Annotated in this window: 19 protein-coding genes; 13 read left to right on the top strand and 6 right to left on the bottom strand. The window is 67.7% G+C overall.

Annotated features, from left to right (window positions below):
- Window positions 1-20: 20 nt before the first annotated feature.
- The 4 genes from AC5RWX_RS11530 to AC5RWX_RS11515 form a co-directional block, all read right to left on the bottom strand.
- Complete coding sequence (locus tag AC5RWX_RS11530) at window positions 21-854, bottom strand: ABC transporter permease (protein ID WP_494063584.1); 834 nt, start codon at window positions 852-854, stop codon at window positions 21-23.
- Window positions 851-1732 carry an ABC transporter permease gene (locus tag AC5RWX_RS11525; protein WP_494097500.1) on the bottom strand — a complete coding sequence of 294 codons (882 nt, stop codon included), beginning with the start codon at window positions 1730-1732 and terminating at the stop codon, window positions 851-853. Before AC5RWX_RS11525 ends, AC5RWX_RS11530 begins: the two co-directional genes overlap by 4 nt.
- Window positions 1733-1904: 172 nt before the next feature.
- Window positions 1905-2870 (bottom strand): ABC transporter ATP-binding protein, encoded by a 966-nt coding sequence (locus AC5RWX_RS11520; protein ID WP_493944399.1) that lies wholly within the window; start codon window positions 2868-2870, stop codon window positions 1905-1907.
- Between the two features lie 54 nt (window positions 2871-2924).
- Window positions 2925-3893 carry a LysR family transcriptional regulator gene (locus AC5RWX_RS11515; RefSeq protein ID WP_493944400.1) on the bottom strand — a complete coding sequence of 323 codons (969 nt, stop codon included), beginning with the start codon at window positions 3891-3893 and terminating at the stop codon, window positions 2925-2927.
- Between the two features lie 115 nt (window positions 3894-4008).
- Between AC5RWX_RS11515 and AC5RWX_RS11510 the strand changes: the two genes are divergently transcribed.
- The 9 genes from AC5RWX_RS11510 to AC5RWX_RS11470 are packed head-to-tail and all read left to right on the top strand — an operon-like array spanning window position 4009 to window position 13661.
- Window positions 4009-4887 (top strand): FAD binding domain-containing protein, encoded by an 879-nt coding sequence (locus AC5RWX_RS11510; protein WP_494097459.1) that lies wholly within the window; start codon window positions 4009-4011, stop codon window positions 4885-4887.
- 3 nt (window positions 4888-4890) lie between these two features.
- Window positions 4891-5409, top strand: a complete 519-nt coding sequence (locus tag AC5RWX_RS11505; protein ID WP_493940206.1) for a (2Fe-2S)-binding protein — start codon at window positions 4891-4893, stop codon at window positions 5407-5409.
- On the top strand, window positions 5406-7832 hold the full coding sequence (locus tag AC5RWX_RS11500; protein ID WP_494063582.1) for an aerobic carbon-monoxide dehydrogenase large subunit: 2427 nt from the start codon (window positions 5406-5408) through the stop codon (window positions 7830-7832). The genes AC5RWX_RS11505 and AC5RWX_RS11500 overlap by 4 nt, the downstream gene beginning before the upstream one ends.
- A 1-nt stretch (window position 7833) precedes the next feature.
- The gene (locus tag AC5RWX_RS11495; RefSeq protein ID WP_494063581.1) at window positions 7834-8853 is read left to right on the top strand and encodes an XdhC family protein; all 1020 of its coding nucleotides are present in this window, start codon (window positions 7834-7836) and stop codon (window positions 8851-8853) included.
- A complete protein-coding gene (locus AC5RWX_RS11490; RefSeq protein WP_494063580.1) occupies window positions 8837-9439 on the top strand; it encodes a nucleotidyltransferase family protein in 603 nt (200 codons plus the stop codon). The genes AC5RWX_RS11495 and AC5RWX_RS11490 overlap by 17 nt, the downstream gene beginning before the upstream one ends.
- Complete coding sequence (locus tag AC5RWX_RS11485; protein ID WP_494063579.1) at window positions 9436-10368, top strand: AAA family ATPase; 933 nt, start codon at window positions 9436-9438, stop codon at window positions 10366-10368. Before AC5RWX_RS11490 ends, AC5RWX_RS11485 begins: the two co-directional genes overlap by 4 nt.
- The gene (locus tag AC5RWX_RS11480; protein ID WP_494063578.1) at window positions 10361-11638 is read left to right on the top strand and encodes a vWA domain-containing protein; all 1278 of its coding nucleotides are present in this window, start codon (window positions 10361-10363) and stop codon (window positions 11636-11638) included. The genes AC5RWX_RS11485 and AC5RWX_RS11480 overlap by 8 nt, the downstream gene beginning before the upstream one ends.
- A complete protein-coding gene (locus tag AC5RWX_RS11475) occupies window positions 11638-12513 on the top strand; it encodes an SRPBCC family protein (protein WP_494063577.1) in 876 nt (291 codons plus the stop codon). The genes AC5RWX_RS11480 and AC5RWX_RS11475 overlap by 1 nt, the downstream gene beginning before the upstream one ends.
- Window positions 12514-12515: 2 nt before the next feature.
- On the top strand, window positions 12516-13661 hold the full coding sequence (locus tag AC5RWX_RS11470; protein WP_494063576.1) for an XdhC family protein: 1146 nt from the start codon (window positions 12516-12518) through the stop codon (window positions 13659-13661).
- Here AC5RWX_RS11470 and AC5RWX_RS11465 read toward each other — a convergent pair.
- Entirely contained in the window at window positions 13609-14529 is a 921-nt protein-coding gene (locus AC5RWX_RS11465; protein WP_493940198.1) for a LysR substrate-binding domain-containing protein, read from the bottom strand. The genes AC5RWX_RS11470 and AC5RWX_RS11465 overlap by 53 nt on opposite strands.
- Before the next feature lie 184 nt (window positions 14530-14713).
- Between AC5RWX_RS11465 and AC5RWX_RS11460 the strand changes: the two genes are divergently transcribed.
- The 3 genes from AC5RWX_RS11460 (at window position 14714) to AC5RWX_RS11450 (ending at window position 17574) form a co-directional block, all read left to right on the top strand.
- A complete protein-coding gene (locus AC5RWX_RS11460) occupies window positions 14714-15907 on the top strand; it encodes a cytochrome P450 (RefSeq protein WP_494063575.1) in 1194 nt (397 codons plus the stop codon).
- Between the two features lie 72 nt (window positions 15908-15979).
- The gene (locus AC5RWX_RS11455; RefSeq protein WP_493944412.1) at window positions 15980-16306 is read left to right on the top strand and encodes a 2Fe-2S iron-sulfur cluster-binding protein; all 327 of its coding nucleotides are present in this window, start codon (window positions 15980-15982) and stop codon (window positions 16304-16306) included.
- A gap of 17 nt (window positions 16307-16323) precedes the next feature.
- On the top strand, window positions 16324-17574 hold the full coding sequence (locus AC5RWX_RS11450) for an NAD(P)/FAD-dependent oxidoreductase (RefSeq protein ID WP_494063574.1): 1251 nt from the start codon (window positions 16324-16326) through the stop codon (window positions 17572-17574).
- Window positions 17575-17627: 53 nt separating this feature from the next.
- On the opposite strand, the gene AC5RWX_RS11445 is transcribed toward AC5RWX_RS11450, so the two are convergent.
- Complete coding sequence (locus AC5RWX_RS11445; protein WP_494063573.1) at window positions 17628-18542, bottom strand: LysR family transcriptional regulator; 915 nt, start codon at window positions 18540-18542, stop codon at window positions 17628-17630.
- Window positions 18543-18806: 264 nt separating this feature from the next.
- Between AC5RWX_RS11445 and AC5RWX_RS11440 the strand changes: the two genes are divergently transcribed.
- Window positions 18807-20201 carry an MFS transporter gene (locus tag AC5RWX_RS11440; RefSeq protein WP_493942376.1) on the top strand — a complete coding sequence of 465 codons (1395 nt, stop codon included), beginning with the start codon at window positions 18807-18809 and terminating at the stop codon, window positions 20199-20201.
- Window positions 20202-20468 lie beyond the last annotated feature (267 nt).

Genomic DNA, 20468 nt, shown 5'->3' with positions numbered 1-20468 from the left:
CACCCGCTGCGGCGTCCGGCTCAATTCAGGAAGAGCTTGCGCAGCCGGCCCGTGCTCAGGATCAGCCCAAGCACGATCATGACCAGGAAGTACAGCAGATGGACCAGAATGGCGCCGGTAAAGACGCCGGCGCTGAGCTGGCGCAGCATTTCCACTCCGTGCCAGAGCGGCAGGGCCTGGATCAGCCACTGGATCGGCTCCGGGTAAACGCTGAGCGGATAGAACGTCGCGGAGAACAGGAACATCGGCAGCATGATGAAGTTAATCCAGTCCATTTGCTGGAAGGTCTTCATATAGCTGGTGATCGCCATGCCGAACGACGCGAAGCCGAAAGCCACCACCACGGCGGCCGGAATCATCAACAACGCCCAGGGGGACGTGATCAAGCCCATGGCGCCCATCACCGCGGTGAATCCTGTGGCGTAAAGCGCACCGCGCAACAGCGCCAGCAGGATCTCGCCCAGCGCCACGTCCAGCGGCCCCAGGGAGGTGTACAGCATCCCTTCATAGAGCTTGGCGAAATGCAGCTTGAAGAAGACGTTCCAGGTGGAGTCGTACACCGCACCGTTCATGGCAGAGACAGCCAGCAGCGCCGGGGCGATGTAGTTCGCGTAGCCGATTTCCGTCCCGCCGGGGCCGGTGACGGTGCCGATCAGCGAGCCCAGGCCAATGCCCATGGCCACCAGATACAGGACCGGCTCGACAAAACCACTGATCATGATCGCCCAGTTGGTGCCCCAGGTGGCCTTCACCCCGCGGGAGAAAACCGCGCGAACGTTGCCGGCATAGAGCGAGCCGAGCGGACGGCGGGACGATTCCAGCCGCAGCTGCTGCGACGCAATGTGCTGGCTCATTTGCCCAGCCTCCTGATGTAGACGCGGCGCGCGAAGATCCAGCCCACCACGCAGAGGACGGCCAGGTAGGCCACGTGCAGCACGGTCAGCCAGACGGGCTCCACATAGCCGTAGCTGAGCACCCGGCCGAGTTCGGTGGAGTGCCACAGCGGGGAAATCCAGCCGATCCAGCGGACCAGCAGCGGCATGGCTTCCAGCGGGAAGAAGGTGCCGGAGAACAGGAACAGCGGCATCACGATAAACCGCTGCACCAGCGCGAACTGGCCGCGGTCCTCTTCAATGCTGGCCGAGTACGCCATCAGCGGCAGTCCGAAGGACATCCCGGCCAGCGCCGCGGTAAAGATCATCACCCATCCGGTCGGTTCAACCACCGCGCCGAACAGGACCAGGCACAGAAAGTAGAGCCCGGTGGTCAGCAGCAGACGGGCCAGCACACCCATCGAGTGACCGTTGACCAACTGCTGGCTCTGCAGCGGGGAGGCGTTGGGGCCGTAGTAGGTCTTGCGCCATTTGAAGCCGGACATGACCGAGTAGGTGTTCTCTTCGCTGGCCACCATGATCGCCGCGGTGGCCAGCAGCGCCGGAGCCACGAACACCAGGTACGGCACTGCCTGGCCGTTGCCGGCGTCCAGCGACACGCTGGTGTTGGCGTCCACCAGCGTGGCCAGCCCCACACCCATTGCGAAGAGATAGACCAGCGGCGTGCCGACGGCGGTCATCAGCACCGTCCAGCCGTAGCCGCGCAGTTGCCGCAGCCAGTGCTCCATGAAGTAGAACGACCCGAAGTTGCGGGCCCGTTCTGCCGACTGCAGCGGTGAAAGCGGCGAGCGCAAACCGGTCACCGGCCGGGTGAGCGCGTCGACCTCGCGCAGCGTCAGCTGGGCCGGGACACGAGCTTCCACCGAACCTGCCGCCGCGGCGGCATCCGGTTCGGCCGACGGGGCGGCATCCGGTTCGGGCGCCGGCGTCCCGCGGCCGGCAGCGGGCTCGGCCGAGGCCGGTGAGGCGGCTTCCGCCTCGTGCCCGCCGGGCACCTGCGAAGGCTGTTGCTCAGTCAATGAGGCTCCTGCCGGTGAGCCGGAGGAAAACATCCTCCAGGCTGGAGCGCCGCACCAGCGACGTGATCGGGCGAAGCCCGCGGTTCGACACCTGCTCGAGCGCCGCCTCGCCGTCGTCGGCATAAATGAGGACGCGGTCGGGCAGCGTTTCAAGCCGCTCCCCGATGCCTCCCAGTTCCGGCGCCACGGTGGTATTCCGCTCGGAACCGAACCGAAGCTCGAGGACCTCGCGGGTGGAATGCTCGCGGATCAGGGCAGCCGGCGAACCTTCCGCCATGATTTTGCCCTTGTCGACCACGATCAGGCGGTCACAGAGCTGCTCCGCCTCATCCATGTAGTGGGTGGTCAGGATCAGCGTGACCCCCGCTTCCTTGAGCCGGAAGAGTCGATCCCACAGGATGTGGCGTGCCTGCGGATCGAGGCCGGTGGTGGGCTCGTCGAGCAGCAGCACCTTCGGATCGTTCATCAGCGAGCGGGCAATGGTCAGGCGCCGCTTCATGCCGCCGGAGAGGGCATCGACCTTCGCCTTGGCCTTGTCCGTCAGCTGCGCGAATTCCAGCAGCTCGTCGGCCTTGGGCCGCAGGTAGGAATAGGGCAGCCCGAAGTAGCGGCCGTAGACAATCAGGTTGTCGCGGACCTTCAGTTCCTCATCCAGGTTGTCCTGCTGCGGGACCACGCCCAGATGCGCCCGCACTTCGGGTCCGTGCTGGTCCGGATCGAGGCCCATGATGCTCAGTTCGCCCGAGGTGCGCTGCGAGACGCCGCCGATCATCCGCATGGTGGTGGATTTGCCCGCACCGTTCGGGCCGAGCAGGCCGAAGGACTCACCAGCCTGGACGTCGAATGAAATGCCGTCGACGGCGTTGAAGTCGCCGTACGTCTTCACCACATTCCGGGCGGTGATGACGGCGGCGGGCGCCTGCTGCGGCAGCCGGTGTGAAAGAGATGTTTGAGGCACTGCTATAGCCTAGATCACATCACTGATTGAGGAAGCCAATCAGGGTCATTCTGGTCAACTCCACAGGGCGACGTGGACTTTGGAGCCGCGGCGCGCCAGCCCGCGCGGCCCGCCCGGCGCCACCATGGCCGCGGTCGCCGAAGCCGTACCGGCCAGACGCTGCAACGTCCGGGCAGCAGCCGTTGCCCGGCCATGGTCCAGAGTGCTGGCCCACCACAGCCCGGGCACCGGGGTGCCCGCGGCGGGCAACCGCACCAGCAAGTCGCCGGCCAGTTCTGGCCGGACAATGTGTTCGAGCGCCAACATGATGCCTTCGCCCGACCGGACGGCGGCCAGGGCGCTGGTTTCGCTGGACATCTCGATCGTCTCCGCCGGGCCGGGCAGCGGCCCTGGCCAACCTTGCATCTTGAGACCATCCAGGCCGGCGGGACCGGTGAACCAGCGGTAACCCAGCAACTGCCCGGCCAGGACTTCACCCTCCAGCCGGGCCAACGGGTGGACGGGCGACGCCACCAGCACCCGCTGGTAGCGCAGGAACGGGACCACCTCCAGCGCAGGGTGCTGCGGAGGCTGCGGCCGGGCTCCCAGGGCTATGTCGTAGGCGTGGTTGGCCAGCAGGGCGGCGATGTCCGCGGCCGGCTCCACCACCACGTCCACCGTGGCGCCAGACACCCGCTTAGTGTAGTAATCCACCAGCCGGCCGGCGGCATGTTCGGCAAAATCCGCGGTGGCCAGCACCCTCAGGCTGCCGGACGCGTCTTCGGCGTGGGCCACCTCGCGGCGCGCGTGCTCGGCCAGTCCCACGATTTCCTGCGCGTATGCGGCCAGCGCGCGCCCGCCGGGCGTCAGGGCAATGCCGCCGCCCGACCGGACGAACAGCGGATCGCCCAAATCCTGGCGGAGCGCGGCCAACGCGGCCGAGACTGCCGGCTCGCTGACCTCCAGCTCCTCGGCGGCGGCACGCAGCGAACCCAGTTGTGCCACCAAGGCAAAGGCCTTGAGCTGGTTGAAAGTCATGGACATCGCCGGTCATAACCTTTCGCTTATGAGGATCTTGACACCCCTTGGAGCCAGGAGCAACATGTGCCTCAGGGGGGGCCCTCAGTGGTGAGGGTGACGTGTGCTTGAGGGGTAGACCATGCAGATTCCTGCTCCGTTCGACTATGTCCGGGCCAGCGACGTGGACGATGCGATTGCCCTGCTGGAACGCCATGGGCCGGAGTCCCGGCTGGTGGCCGGCGGGCACAGCCTGCTGCCGATGATGAAGCTGCGGCTGGCGCGGCCGGAGTGGCTGATCGACATCAACGGCCTCGCCGAGCTCGACTTTATGGTGCGCGACGGGGACGTGTTCAGGGTCGGCGCACTGACCCGCCACACCACACTCCTCGAGTCGGCCGAGGTCGCTCGCTTGTTCCCGATCGTGACCGATGCCGAGCAATTCATCGCCGATCCGGTGGTGCGCAACCGCGGCACGATCGGCGGCTCGCTCTGCCAGGCGGACCCGGCCGAAGATCTCTCCACGGTCTGCGATGTGCTGCGCGCCGAGGCGGTGATCCGGGGCGCCGCCGGCGAGCGCGTCATCTCCATGGATGAGTTCCACCGCGGCCCGTACGAGACCGCCGTCGGGCAAAACGAACTCTTGGCCGAGCTCCGGTTCCCCATCCTCGCCAGGTCAAGCAGCGCCTACGAAAAGGTGGAACGCCGGGTTGGCGACTGGGCTACCGCAGCAGCGGGGGCCGCCGTCTCGCTGGCGGCGGACGGCACCATCGACGAGTCTTCGGTGGGGCTCACCGCGGTGGGTCTGGACGGCACAGTGGCCGGGATCGGCGACCTGTTGCACGGCCGGCGTCCGGACGAGGACCTCTTCGCGGAGGCAGGCCGGATGGCCGCCGCCGCGTGCGAGCCGGTCTCCGACCAGCGCGGCGGGATCGACTACAAGCGGCATTTGGCCGACGAACTGACCCGCCGCGTGCTCCGCCGTGCCTTCGCACGCGCGTCCGAAGAACAGGAAGGCTGAACCATGCAGATCAGCATGAGCGTCAATGGCAACGAAGTCACCCGCGATATCGAACCGCGCGTGCTGCTGGTCCATTTCATCCGCGAGGAACTGGGCCTGACCGGAACCCATTGGGGCTGCGACACCAGCAACTGCGGCACCTGCGTGGTGCTGATGGACGGCCAACCGGTGAAGTCCTGCACGGTGCTGGCGGCCATGGCGGACGGGCACGAGATCCGGACGGTCGAAGGACTGGCCAGCAACGGCACCCTGGATCCTGTCCAGCAAGGATTCATGGAGGAGCACGGGCTGCAGTGCGGCTTTTGCACCCCCGGCATGATGCTCACCGCACGCGCCCTGCTGGATAAGAACCCGCATCCTGGCGATAGCGAAATCCGTCAGGCGATCTCCGGCCAGATCTGCCGCTGCACCGGCTACGCCACCATCGTCCGCTCAATCCAATGGGCAGCAAACCACCCCGGCGGCAAGGTCGCCCCGGTGGACGCTGCCCAATCCAATGAAACTGAAGGGGTGACGGCATGACCACCATCCAGGAGCGGCTGGCGGCGCCGGGCCCGGGAGACCGCACCCGGCCGGGCAATCCGGCCGCCGACGACAAGGACCGGCCGATCGGATTCGGGCGGATCCAGCGCAAGGAAGACCCCCGGTTCGTCCGCGGCAAGGGTCACTACGTTGACGACATTGTGCTGCCGGGCATGCTGCATGGCGCGATCCTGCGCGCCCCCGTGGCGCATGCCAGGCTGGTCTCGATGGACACGTCCGAGGCGCTGGCCCACCCGAAGGTCAAGGCAGTCATCACCGGCAAGGACCTGGAAGCCTTGAATCTTGCCTGGGCGCCGACACTATCCGCGGACGTGCAGGCCGTGCTGGTGACGGACAAGGTCCGGTTCCAGGGCCAGGAGGTCGCGTTCGTCGTCGCCGAGGACCGCTACGCCGCCCGTGACGCGCTGGAACTGATCGATGTCGAATATGACATCCTGCCGCCGGTCATCGACGCGCGCAAAGCGCTCGACGCCGATGCACCCGTCATCCGCGACGACCTCGACGGCCGCACCGACAACCACATCTTCGATTGGGAGATTGGCGACGCCGACGAAACCGAGGCAGCGTTCGCCACGGCCGACGTCGTCGTCGCCCAAGACATGGTCTACCCGAGGGTTCATCCTGCCCCGATGGAAACCTGCGGTGCGGTAGCGGATTTCGATCCCATCGACGGCGCGCTGACCCTCTATGAGACCACGCAGGCCCCGCATGCCCACCGCACCCTGTATGCGATGGTGGCCGGCATTCCCGAGCACAAGATCCGCGTGGTGTCCCCGGACATCGGCGGCGGGTTCGGCAACAAGGTGGGCATCTATCCGGGCTACGTCCTCGCCGTCGTCGGGTCCATTGTCACCGGCAAACCGGTCAAGTGGGTGGAGGACCGCTCGGAAAACCTGATGTCCACCTCCTTCGCGCGGGACTACCTGATGCACGGGGAAATCGCCGCCACCAAGGACGGCAAGATCCTGGCCCTGCGGACCACTGTGCTGGCCGACCACGGTGCGTTCAACGCCACCGCGCAGCCCACCAAAACCCCGGCCGGCTTCTTCAGTATCTTCACCGGCAGCTACGACCTGCAGGCGGCACACTGCAAGGTCACCGGCGTGTACACCAACAAGGCGCCGGGCGGCGTCGCCTATGCCTGTTCCTTCCGGGTCACCGAGGCCGTTTACCTGGTGGAACGCATGGTGGACGTGCTGGCACGCAAGCTGGAGATGGATCCGGCCGAACTGCGGCTGAAGAACTTCATCCGGCCCGAGCAGTTCCCCTACGCCAACAAGACCGGTTGGGAGTACGACTCGGGAAATTACGAACCAGCCATGCGGCTGTCCATGAAAATAGCCGGCTACGAGGACCTGCGCCGCGAGCAGGCCGAGAAGCGCGAGCGCGGCGAGTTGATGGGCATCGGCGTCTCCTTCTTCACCGAGACCGTCGGCGCCGGCCCGCGCAAGCATTTCGACATCGTGGGTCTGGGCATGGCCGACGGCGCCGAACTGCGGGTCCACCCCACCGGCAAGGCCGTCGTCCGGCTGTCGGTGCAATCGCAGGGGCAAGGCCACGAGACCACCTTCGCGCAGATCGTGGCTGAGGAGCTGGGCATTCCGCCGGAGGACATCGACGTGGTGCACGGCGACACCGACCAGACGCCGTTCGGCCTGGGCACCTACGGCAGCCGCTCCACGCCGGTGAGCGGCGGGGCGGTGGCGCTGGTGGCCCGCAAGGTCCGGGACAAGGCGAAGTTCATCGCGGCCGCGATGCTTGAAACCCGTCCCGAAGACCTTGAATGGGAGAAAGGCCGCTGGTTCGTCAAGGGCGACCCCACCGCCGGCAAGACGATGGCGGAAATCGCCTTGGGTGCCCACGGCACCGTCGCGTTGCCCGAAGGAATCGACGGCAACCTCGACGCAGTGGTCACCTACGATCCACCCAACCTGACCTTCCCGTTCGGCGCCTACATCTGCGTGGTCGACGTCGACCCCGGCACCGGCCGCGTGAAAGTCCGCCGGTTCATCGCGGTGGATGACTGCGGCACCCGGATCAATCCGATGATCATCGAAGGCCAGATCCACGGCGGCCTGACCGACGGCGTCGGGATGGCGCTGATGGAGATCCTCGAATTCGACGAGGACGGCAACTGCCTGGGCGGCTCCTTTATGGACTACCTGATCCCGACGGCGATGGAGGTGCCGGATTGGGAGACCGGATTCACGGTCACGCCGTCGCCGCACCATCCCATTGGCGCGAAGGGCATCGGCGAATCCGCCACGGTGGGGTCCCCGCCGGCCATCGTCAACGCCGTGGTTGACGCACTGGCGCCGTTCGGGGTCACACACATGGACATGCCGTGCACCCCCGCGCGTGTCTGGGAGGCCATGCAAGGCCGGCCGAGGCCACCGGTGTGACATGCCGCTGCGCGAGATGGCCCTGGCCGCCAGGGCCGATGAACTGACCAGGCGGCGGGAACCTTATGTCCGTGCCACCGTGGTCCGCGCCCAGCATCCGACCAGCGCCCGTGCCGGCGACACCGCGCTGGTTTTGGCCGACGGTGCCATCGAAGGGTTCGTGGGCGGGAACTGCGTGGAAGCGTCGGTGCGCGACTACGGGCTGCGGACCTTGGCCTCCGGCGAGCCGCTGCTGCTGCGGGTGACGCCGGGCGAGCCGGTCCGCAACCACGAGGACGGTGCGGTCACCGTGGCGAATCCGTGCCTCAGCGGCGGCTCGCTGGAGATCTTCCTGCAGCCGCACCTGCCGCCGCCACGGGTCGTGGTGGTCGGCGCTGGCCCGATAGCGCAGGCGCTGGCCGCCCTGGGTTCGGTGCTGGGCTTCGAACCGGAACTGATGCACGGCAGCGCGGCGGATCCCCGGCCAGACGATGCCGCGCTCATCGTCGCCTCGCACGGCCGGGAGGAGGAAGCGGCCCTCACCGCGGCGCTGCAGGCCTCCGTCCCCTACGTGGCGCTGGTGGCCAGCGAACGCCGCGGCAGCGAGGTTCTCGCCTCGCTGGACGTCGACGAGGAGCTGTGGTCCCGGGTGCATTGCCCGGCCGGATTGCCGCTCGGCGCCCGCACGCCGGAGGAAACGGCGCTGGCCATCTTGGCGGAGCTGGTCTCCGAACGCTCTGCCGCGGCCGCCCCGCCGGCGGCCGCAGGCGCGGCCCGTCCGGAGGCCGCAGCGGACGGGGGCCGACCAGCAGCCGCAGCGTCCGGTGTCGAAGCGGCGGCCGCAGCAGACGGCGTGAAAGCGGCCGCCGAGGCAGGCTCGGCTGAGCCGGCCACCGCGCTGGACCCGGTCTGCGGCATGACCGTTCCGGCCATCCACACCACCCCGCATGTGGAACACTCCGGCACAACGGTTTACTTCTGCTCCGCCGGCTGCCGGGCTGCCTTCCTCAAGGATCCGGAGCACTATGCCGTCGTCTCCTGAACATCGGATCGCCGCCCTGGTGCTCGCTGCCGGAGGATCCCGCAGGCTCGGCCGGCCCAAGCAGCTGCTGCCCTACGGTGACGGCGTGCTGCTCGACGCCGTACTCGGCACCGCCCGCGCATCCGGGTTCGACCAGATCGTCCTGACCCTGGGCGGAGCCGGCGATGCGGTGCGACGGTCCGTGGACACCAGCGGCTGCGATGTGGTGGACAACCCGGCGTACGCCGACGGCTGCTCGTCCTCGATTGCGGCGGCCATACCCGCGCTGCACCCGCAGACCGAAGCCGTGGTGCTGTTGCTCGGCGACCAGCCCGGCGTAACGCCGGCCACGGTGCACACGCTGCTCGCCGCGCGGGGCGACGCCCCGCTGGCGGTGTGCCATTACGACGACGGCGTGGGCCATCCGTTCGCGTTCCACCGCTCGCTGTTCCCGCTGCTGGCCCAGCTGCACGGCGACAAGGCGGTGTGGAAGCTGCTGGCGCAACACGCCGTCGTCGAGGTCGCGATTCCGGGACCGATCCCGCTGGACGTGGACACCGAGGACGATTACCGGCAGGTCCTCGCCGTCCTGCGGAGCACGCCGTGACCTCGCCGGCGCGCGCCGACGCGCAGGACGGCAACCAGGCGGAGGTCCGGAACCGCATTCCTGACGTGGACTCGCTGATCGCGTCGCTGGACGCGGTGGACTACCTCGCCGACACGGGCCTGGCCACCGCGCTGTTTCTGGCCCTGCGGCTCCCGCAGCCGATCCTGCTGGAAGGCGAAGCCGGAGTGGGCAAGACCGAAGCCGCGAAGGCGCTGGCCCAGGTGCTGGACACTCCCCTGTATCGGCTGCAGTGTTACGAGGGCATCGACGCCGGCGAAGCGTTGTACGAGTGGAACCACCAACGCCAGTTGCTGGGCATCCGGCTGGCGGAAGTGCAGCACAGCGAACTGGCCGAAACGGATCTCTTCGCCGAGAAATACCTGCTGCGCCGCCCCCTGCTGCAGGCCATCGAGCACCCGGGCCCGCGGCCGGCCGTGCTGCTGTTGGACGAGATCGACCGCGCGGACGCCGAGTTCGAAGCCTTCACCTTCGAACTGCTCGCCGAAGCGGCCGTGAGTGTCCCCGAGCTGGGAACCATCCGTGCCGTGCATCCGCCGATCATCGTCCTGACCTCCAACCGGACCCGCGACCTGCACGACGCGCTCACCCGCCGCTGCCTCTACCACTGGATCGACTACCCGGCACCGGAGAGGATCGCCGAGATCGTGCGGCGCCGGGTTCCGTCCAGCACCGAATCCATCGCACTGCAGGCGGCGGCCGCCGTCGCCCGGCTGCGCACATTGGACATGGTCAAGCCGCCTGGCATCGCCGAGGCCATCGACTGGGTGTCCGCGCTCAGCCTGCTGGGGGCGGACCGGCTGGACGCGGCGAGCGCTGAACGGACCTGGGGATCGGTGCTCAAGAACAGGGATGACCTTGAGCTCATCGCCGCCCGCGGCAGCGCGTGGTTGGTCGGCAGCCATGACTGAGCGCGGCATCGACGGCGCCGCGCCACCCGCGGACACCGCGGCATTTTGTGCCGGCATAACGACGGCGCTGCGCCGCGCCGGAGTGACCACCTCACCGGACCGCGCGGGCCGGCTGGCCGAAGCACTGCGTCTGCTGCCGCCGGCCGACCGGACCACGCTGTACTGGGCCTGTCGCGTGGTGCTGGTCTCCGACCATGAGCAGCTGCCGGTTTTCGACGCCGTGTTTGCTGCGGTCTTCGGCGGCTCCGCCATGCCGGATCCGGCTGAACACCGCGGCGATCCGAACCACCCGCCGTGGTCTGGCCAAGGCGCCACGGAAAGGCCGACCGGCGCCGGCAGCCCGTCCGACCACCGCCCGGCACCGGAGGCGGCCCTGCCGCCCGGCCTGTTCCCGGGCCGGGATGGATCCGGCACCGGCGGGGGGCCGCCGCGCGAATCGGTGCTGCTGATGTCCTCACGCCAGGAGCGGCTGCACCAAACGTCGTTTGCGGACCTGACCGAGGACGAAACCGCCATCATGCGGCATTTGGTCCGCCGGATCGTGCTCTCCACTCCGGTCCGGGACAGCCGGCGGACCCACCGGTCGGCCCGCAGCAGCTCCCGGCTGGATATCCGCCGCACCGCCCGGACCGCCCGCCGCAACGGTCCCGATGCCACCCGCCTGGTCTTTGCGCAACGGCGGCCCAAGCCCCGCCGGCTGGTCCTGCTGTGCGATGTCTCCGGTTCCATGGAGTCCTACACGCGGGTCTTCCTCGCGCTGCTGCAGGGCGCTGCGGCAGGTGCCCGGGCGGAAGCCTTCGTCTTTTCCACCCGGTTAACCCGGCTCACCCGGCAACTGGCCGTCCGCGACCCGGACACGGCGCTGACCCGTGCCGCCGCGGAGGTGCGGGACTGGGCCGGCGGCACGCGTCTTGCCGAAAGCCTGCACCGGTTCATCGATGACTACGGCCGCCAGGGCATGGCCCGCGGCGCCGTGGTGGTGGTTATTTCGGACGGCTGGGCGCAGGACGATCCCGCCGAAGTGGCCGCGCAGATGGAGCGGCTGCGGCGGCTGGCGTATCGAATCATCTGGATCAATCCCCGTAAGGTGGCGGTAGATTACCAACCGCTGGCGGGCGGGATGGCGGCCGCCCTGCCGTACTGCGATGCGTTCGTCAGCGGCCACAACTACACCGCCTTGTCGGAAGTGGCCGCGGCCATCCGCTCCGACCGCAATCAGGGTTCCGGCCCGCGGACCACCAACCAGTTCACCAGGCAAAGGACACGGTAATGCAGCTTGAACGCACGTTCTCCGTCACCGCACCGATCGGGACGGTTTGGGAAACCCTGATGGAATTCGAACGCGTGGCCGGGTGCATTCCGGGAGCACAGATTCTGGAAAAGACCTCCGAGGACGAGTACCAGGTCGCCATGAAGGTGAAGCTGGGGCCGGTGACCATGCAGTACAGGGGCACGTTGCATGTGGTGGAGCGCGACGCCACCGCCCGGCGGGCAACGCTGCAGGGGAAAGCGCGCGAAACACGGGGACAGGGCGCCGCAGAGGCGACGGTAACCATGCAACTGTCCGAATCCGGAGCCGCCACCGAGGGCAGCGTCAACGCCGACCTGACCCTGTCCGGCAAGGCGGCGGCTATGGGCAAGAGCGTGATCGGCAGCGTCACAGACCAGATGCTGGCCGTGTTCACCAAGAACCTGCAGGAGATGATCTCCGCCCAGGAGGCCACGGTGGAAGGCACGGGTGCCGGCGAGGCGCCAGGCACCGATGCCGGCCAGGCGCCCGCTCCAGCCGCCCCGGCTTCCGCCGCACCGGCGTCCACCGCACCGGCTTCCACCGCACCTTCATCCGCCGCCTCTTCGCCCTCGGCGCCGCCGTCGTCCGCTGCCCAGGCAATGCCCGAGCCAGCGCCCGAGACGAAGCCGGCCGCGCCGCCGTCGTCCTCCTCCCCCACCCCTGCTGCGCGGCCGGCAGGAGAGGGCAGCAGCCTGGACGGGATCGCTGTAGCCAGGCACGTGCTCGCCGACCAACTGCGCAGTCCGGGCAAAGTGCTGTGCCTGGTGCTCGCCGCGGCGGCGTTGGCGCACCTGGCCGGGCGCCGGTCCGGCCGCCGGCAGGCCGTGGCTTTACTGCGGGCCGGAGGCGTATAACCGTGCGGGACGTTTTGGCAGCGCTGCTGCCCGGCTGGGACGCAGGAGAAACGGCAGGTTTGGCCACGGTGGTCCGCACCTTCAAGTCCGCACCCCGTCCGCCCGGCGCATCCATGGCGGTCACCGCCGGCGGCGAAGCCATCGGCTCGGTCTCCGGCGGCTGCGTGGAGGGCGCGGTGTACGAACTGGCCACCGAGGTGGCTGCGAGCGGCCAGCCCGCGCTGGTGCGCTACGGCATCAGCGACGACGAGGCGTTCTCGGTGGGACTGACATGCGGCGGGATCCTCGACGTCTTCGTGGAGCCGCTCTCCCGCAGGACCTTCCCGGGACTCGACCAGGTCGCCGCCGGTATCGCCGCGTCCCGTCCGGTGGGCATTGCCACGGTGATTGAGCACCCGGATCCCGTCTGGCTGGGACGGCACTTGGTGGTCCGCCCGGACGGCTTCGACGGCGATCTGGGAACCGAACGCGTTAACCACGCCGTGGCGGACGACACCCTGGGGCTGCTGGCTGCCGGCCGGAACTCGACGCTGACCTACGGGCCCGACGGGCACCGGCGCGGCGAGGGGATGCGGATCTTTTTCGGCAGCTTCGCGCCGCGGCCCCGGATGCTGGTCTTCGGCGCCATCGACTTCGCTGCAGCCCTGGCCCGGATGGGGACCTTCCTGGGCTACCAGGTCACGGTCTGCGATGCCCGGCCGGTCTTCGCCACCCGCGCACGCTTTCCGGAGGCGGACGAGGTGGTGGTGCAGTGGCCGCACCAGTACCTGACCGAGCAACTGCAGCAGGACCTGCTGGATGAGCGGACGGTTATTTGTGTGCTGACCCATGACCCGAAGTTCGACGTCCCGCTGCTGGAGGTGGCCCTGCGCGGGAGCAAGACCGCCTATGTGGGGGCGATGGGTTCACGGCGCACCCATGACGACCGGCTGCAGCGGCTGCGCGAAGCAGGCCTCTCCGATGAGGAACTGTCCCGCCTGCACAGCCCGGTCGGGCTGGACCTTGGGGCACGCACCCCGGAGGAAACCGCGGTGTCCATCGCGGCCGAGATCATTGCCCGGCAGTGGGGCGGCAGCGGACAGCCGCTGGGTGAACTCAGCGACCGGATCCACCATGACGAGGCGCACGAGCCTCAACCGCAACCCTGACCATCTCAGCAGCCCGGTCGGTCAGCCTGATTCCTTCAGGCCAGACGATCTTCACGCTAACCGGGCGGACCGCTGGCTCGATCGGCAAGGCGGTGAAGGGTCGGCCCTCGTAGGTGGCGTCACCGGCCGGGCGCTGCACCAGCACGGAGTAGCCGATGCCGCGCCCCACCAGCGAACGGGTCAGTTCGAAGTCCGTGGTGCGGTACCGGATCTTGGGCACCACCGAAGCGTCGCGGAACACGGACATGGTGTGGTGGCTGCTGGGCGGGGCATCCAGCAAAATCATCGGCTCCTCCGCCAGCTCCGCCAGTGCCACTGCTTCCCGGCCGGCCAACCGGTGGCCCGCGGGCAACAGCGCATAAGCCTGCATGGTATCCAACTGCACCGACTCCAGCCCGGGCCGCAGGTCCATGTCATACACGATGGCCAAATCCAGTTCACCGGCCACCAGCTTGTCCTGGACCGCATCCTGGGTACCTTCAACGAAATCCAGCTGCACTTTCGGGTGCTCGGCGGCGAAGAATTCCAGCAGCCCGGGCAGCACGGTCGGCGCCAAGGTCAGGTAGCAGCCCACCACCAGCGGACCCGCCAGCTCTCCCCCGCCGCTGCTGGTGCTGAGCTCGAGTTCCTCGGCTTCGCGCAGGAACGCCGCCGCCCGCGCGTGCAACTGCCGGCCCGCCGGGGTCAGGCTGACGCCGTGCGCCTTGCGGCGGACTGTCAACTGCGTTCCGAAAATCCGCTCAAGCTCCTTCACGGCGGCAGCCACCGCGGTCTGCGAGACGTGCAGTTCGTCCGCAGCGGCGGCAATGGTGCCGGCGTCGGCCACCGCAACGAAGTACGCCAGTTGCCGCAAGGTGTACCGGACCATGCAAGCCTCCTGCTGCGCCGCGTTACCAAACTTTTTCGGGGGATATTTCTACAAAATATGAACTTTACCGGCGGATATGCCTGCTGTCACACTCAGACGAGACACACCTCACGCACCACGACGTGATGCAGCCGACAGCACCCGGGACAGCAGGTCCCGGCCGCCACACACCAGGAGACCGAGCATGACCGCCGCCGCTACCGAAGCCCACCCGGTTCCCACCGCGGACTGGGTCACCATCCCGGATCTCTACCGGAACCCTTACCCCATCTACCAGAAGCTGCGCGCGGAGTCCCCCGTGCACTGGGTGCCCGCCGTCAACCGGTACATGGTCACCAGCTACCAGGCCTGCCATGTGATCGAACAGGACCAGGAGCGCTTTTCCGCCGACGAAACCAACTCGCTGATGAAGCGGGCCATGGGCCACTCGATGCTGCGCAAGGACGACCCGGAACATGAAGTGGACCGGAAGTCCTACGGCAACGTGCTGCGGCCCAAGGCGATCAAGGAACACTGGAACGCCATTTTCCAGGCCAACAGCGACAAGTACATGACGCAGCTGAAGGCAGCGGGTCCGGGCGCCGACTTCGTCTGGGACTACGCCGCTCCCTACGCCGCGGAGAACCTGCGGCTGATCATGGGCTTTCACAACGCCACCCAGGAGGACATGCAGCGTTGGTCGCAGACCATGATCGACGGCACCGGCAACTACGCCGACGATCCCGAGGTCTGGGCCAAGTCGGAACAGTCCTACAACGAGGTCGACGACGCGATCGACGAGATCCTGCCCTACCTGCGCAAGAACCCTGATGCCAGCCTGCTCTCCGGAATGACGTCGATGCCGATCCCGCTCGAAGCCATCCGGGCAAACATGAAGATGACCATCGGCGGAGGGCTGAACGAACCGCGCGATGTCCTGGGCACCACCGTGTGGGCGTTGCTGTCCAATCCGGATCAGCTGGCCCAGGTGCTGGCCGACGAGACGCTGTACGCCCGGGCGTTCGAAGAATCCGTGCGCTGGGTGGCACCTATCGGCATGTATCCGCGGGAGGTGAAGCACGACACCGTACTGGAAGGCGTCCAGTTGCCGGCCGGCGCCCGGCTGGGCATCGTCGTGGGCGCTGCCAACCGCGATCCTGCGGTCTTCGAGGATCCGGAGTCGTTCAACATCAACCGGGTGAAGAAGCCGCATCTGGCCTTCGGCGGCGGGAACCACTTCTGCGCCGGTGCCTGGGTGGCCCGGGCCTCGGTGGCACAGATCGCCATGCCGCAGGTCTTCCGCGAACTGCCGAACCTCCGTCTGGACCCGGACAACGCGCCGGTAGACGCCGGCTGGGTGTTCCGTGGCATGACTAAAATGCCGGTGCTCTGGGGTTAAGCCCTGGACCGTTCCTCCCGCCCCACTTCACCCTCTCCCCCACCTCCACGCCGACAGCAAGGACAGCTCCCCATGGCAAAGATCAGTTTCCACCACTCCGACGGCAACGTTGACGTCCTGGACGTCGACCCCGGCACCTCACTGATGCGGGCGGCGGTCACCAACGGCGTCGACGGGATCGTCGGCGAGTGCGGCGGCCAGGCGATGTGCGCCACCTGCCACGTCTACGTCCGGCCCGAATACCTCGACGGGTTGCCCGAGATCGGCGACGACGAAGAAGAAATGCTCGAGTGCACCGCCGGCCCCCGGGACGAGACCCGCAGCCGGCTCGGCTGCCAGATCACCGTCGGCGACGGGCTGGAGCAGATCGAAGTCGACGTCCCCGACGACCAGATCTAGAGCCAGGACAGGCAATCATGCAGACTCCCGAGAACATTGTCATTGTTGGAAACGGCCAGGCCGGCATCCAGCTGGTGGACTCGCTGCGCAAGGAAGGCTACACCGGCCCCATCACCCTGCTCGGCGAAGAGACCTTCCACCCCTACCAACGTCCGCCGCTGTCCAAGGACTACCTCGCCGCCGGCAAGGACCCGGTCCCGCTGCCCTTGCGCCCGGAAAAGTTCTTCACCACCAACGACGTCGATGCCCGCCTCGGCGTGCACGTCACCTCGATCGACCGCGACGCCAGGACCGTCACCCTCGACGACGGCAGCACGCTGGCCTATTCGAAGCTGGTGCTGGCCACCGGCTCCGCCAACCGCGAACTCACCGTCCCCGGCGCCGGGCTGGCCGGCATCCACGGGCTGCGCACCCTCACCGACGCCCGGGCGCTGCACGCCCGCCTCGACGCGGTGCGCTCCGTCGTCGTCATCGGTGCCGGCTTCATCGGCCTGGAGTTCGCCGCCGCCGCCCGCGCCCGCGGCCTGGACGTCACCGTCCTCGAATACGCCGACCGGCCCATGGGACGGGCGCTGACCCCGGTGATGAGCGCGTTCTTCGCCGACGCCCACCAACGCCTCGGCGTAACCCTGCGCCTGGGCGAAGGCATCGCTTCCTTCGACGGCGACGACGGGCAGGTCACCGCCGCGGTCTCCACCACCGGGGAACGCTACCCGGCGGACCTGGTGCTGGTCGGCGTCGGCGTCACCCCGCGCACCGAACTCGCCCAAGCCGCCGGACTGGAGGTGGAAAACGGCATCGTGGTCGACTCCAACCTGCGCACCTCCGACCCGAACATCTACGCCCTCGGCGACTGCGCGTCCTTCCCGAACGCCCACACCGGGACCCGCACCCGGCTCGAATCCGTGCAAAACGCCACCGACCAGGCCCGGCACGCCGCCAAGTCAATCCTCGGCACCGAGGAACCCGGCGACTACAACGACCTGCCCTGGTTCTGGTCCAACCAGGGACCACTGCGCCTGCAGATCGCCGGCCTCTCCGCCCCCGGCGACCAGACCGTGATCCGCGGCAACCCCGCGGAAGAGAAGTTCTCCGTGTTCTGCTTCCGCAACGGCACCCTGGCCGCCGTCGAGTCCGTGAACCAGCCCGCCGACCACATGGCCGCCCGCCGCCTGCTCGCCGCCGGCCGCACCCTCACCCCCGAACAAGCCGCCGACCCCGACTTCGACCTTAAGGCCTACTCCAAACAACAACCCGCCACGGTCTAGGCCAAATCGGGAGCGCCCCGCTCATCGTGGCCGCAGCGCCATGCACGAGTGCTTTACCTGGCGGCGCTTCCGCTAAGCGCCCGCACCGCATGGCCCAGCACCGCCTCCGCCCGCGGGCTGAGAACCATGGTGTCGGGCCAAATGGCGCACATCGTGGTCTGGGATACCGGAGGGGACAGCGGGCGGACCGCCACACTCCTTCCTTCGACAGTCACGGCCGGGGCTTCCGGCCGTGACATCAGCAGCGCGTAGCCCAGTCCGCGGCCGACCAGCGCCTGCACCAGCACCACTTGCGGCATGGACGACACGATGCGCGGACGAAGCCCCCGATCAGCGAACACCCGGTAGGTATTTGCGGTGCTGGGGCTCGATTCGTACATGATCAGCGGCTCGTCGGCCAGATCCGCCAGGTCCACCGTGGGCTGGGCAGCCAGCGGGTGTTCAGGGTGCAGCACCGCCTGCAGCTCGGTCTGGTAAATCGTGCGCTGGTGATAACCGGCCGGGAGCTCCATGTCGTACACCATGGCCAGATCCAGCTGGCCGGCATCCAGTGCGGGGAGCAGCTCGTCATGGGAACCAACAGTGACGTCCACGTTGATCCCCGGGTACTGTTCCGGCAGCTGGTCGAGCACCGAGGGCAGCACCGTACTGGCGAAACTCGCAAAGCAGCCCAGCCGCACCGGCCCCTTGAGCTCCCCGGCGGCACCGGTCAGGTCGTTGATGAGCGCGTCGGCATCGCGCAGCAGCTGGCGGGCACGCTGGGCAAAGAACTGCCCGGACGGGGTCAACTGCAAACCCAGCGCCTTGCGCCGGACGCAAAGCTGTTCACCGGCGGCCCGCTCCAGCGCCGTGATGGCCTGGGACAGCGCAGATTCCGAGATGCGCAGGCTCGCTGCCGCCGAACTCAGCGTCGGGTGATCGGGAAGCGCGGCGAAAAGCTCCAGTTGCCGCAGCGTGAAGTCCGCCATGGTTCTTCAGTCCAGTCAAAGATGTTTATCGGTTTTCTGAAGTTTACCAATAGAAGTAAGGCGTGTCACAATGAGTGATAAGTTCAATAGTTGCGCTCGTCACAGATGGAGGATCCCGTCGACGACGGCGTAACGAACCGTTCACGATCGCTTCCCAACCGCGGAAACGGTCGGCGGCGAGCCACCGGCGTCGTCGTTCCTGTCAGCCTTCGCACCATTATCACCACGCCGAGCTCCTCGACGTGACCGTTCTTGAAGGAAACCATGAGCACTGCAGTATCAGGGCACTCAACGACCGCGAACCAGCGTCGCGTCGCGTTTGCCACGATCATCGGCACCACCATCGAGTGGTACGACTTCTTCATCTACGCCACCGCAGCCGGACTGGTCTTCGCGCACCTGTTCTTCGAACCGGCCGGTGAGTCCATTGGCCTTCTGCTGGCCTTCGCGTCCGTCGGCATCAGCTTCCTGTTCAGGCCGCTGGGCGCCTTCCTCGCCGGCCACTACGGCGACAAGCTGGGCCGCCGCGCCATGCTGGTGATCACCTTGATGATGATGGGCGCCGCCACCACCCTGATCGGCGTGCTGCCTACCTATGAGACCGTTGGCGTCCTGGCACCTGTGCTGCTGCTCTTGCTGCGCATCCTGCAGGGCATCTCAGCCGGCGGCGAATGGGGTGGCGCAGTCCTCATGGCCGTCGAGCATGCTCCGCGCGACCGCCGCGGCCGCGCAGGCTCCTTCCCGCAGCTGGGCGTTCCCTTGGGCATGCTGCTGGCTTCGGGCGTGATGACGCTGATGACCGGCGTCATCGCTCCCGGCGACGCCTTCCTGGAATGGGGCTGGCGCATTCCGTTCCTGATCAGCATCGTGCTGATCCTGGTCGGCTACCTGGTCCGCCGCTCCGTGGACGAGTCCCCGGTGTTCAAGGAGATCGCGGAGAAGAAGCAGCAGCGCAAGGTTCCCGTCGTCGAGCTGTTCCGCAAGCACTGGCTGCTGGTCATCCTGGCTGCCCTCGTCTTCGCCGGCAACAACGCCGCAGGCTACATGGCCACCGGCGGGTTCATCCCCAGCTACGCCACCAGTGAGGCAGTAGGCATGGAGCGCACCGACGTGCTGCTGGCCATCACGTTCGCCTCCGCCATGTGGTTCATCTTTACCGCCATCGCCGGCATCCTCTCGGACAAGATCGGCCGCAAGCGCACCTACCTGATCGGGTTCAGCGCGCAACTGCTGACCGTCTTCCCGCTGTTCATGTTGATCGACACCGGCTCGCTCGGCATGTTGTACCTGGCGCTGGCCATGTTCAGCGTTGGCCTCGGCCTCAGCTACGGCCCGCAGGCTGCCTGGTATAGCGAGATCTTCCCGGCCTCGGTGCGCTACTCCGGCGTCTCGATCGCCTATGCCCTGGGCGCCATCCTCGGCGGCGCGTTCGCTCCGACTATCGCCCAGGCACTGATCAACTCCACCGGCTCCAGCGCCTCGGTCTCCATGTACCTGTTCGGCATGACGATCATCTCCATCATCGCCGTGCTGATCCTGCGCGACCGCCCGGGCATCGACCTGTCGATCAACAACCAGGCCGAGCAGGAAGTCGGCGCGACCGTCTTCGACAAGCGCCGCGGCGTCTCCACCGACGACGCCGTCAAGGTGGGCGTCTGACCAGACGGGCTGCGCTGACCCAGCGCTGCTAGTCAAGCATTGAGGCGGGTGCCCTGCCGGAAGCTATTCCGGCAGGGCACCCGCTCGTTGGTCGGCTCTTTGGTCGGCGTCGCCGTTGGTCCGCCCTTTGGTCCGCGTCTGCATTGGTCCGCGTCGCCGTCATCAGCCTGCTTTGGGGGCGCTGATGACGGCGACGACGTCAGGCGGCATCAACGCGCCTGCTTCGGGTGCACTGATATCGGCCAAGTCAGGCGGCTTCAGCGCGCC

It is taken from the genome of Arthrobacter sp. SPT-J7 (assembly GCF_059089965.1).
Note: the sequence above shows the minus strand (reverse complement) of the source record. Positions and strands in the feature narration are given on the sequence as shown.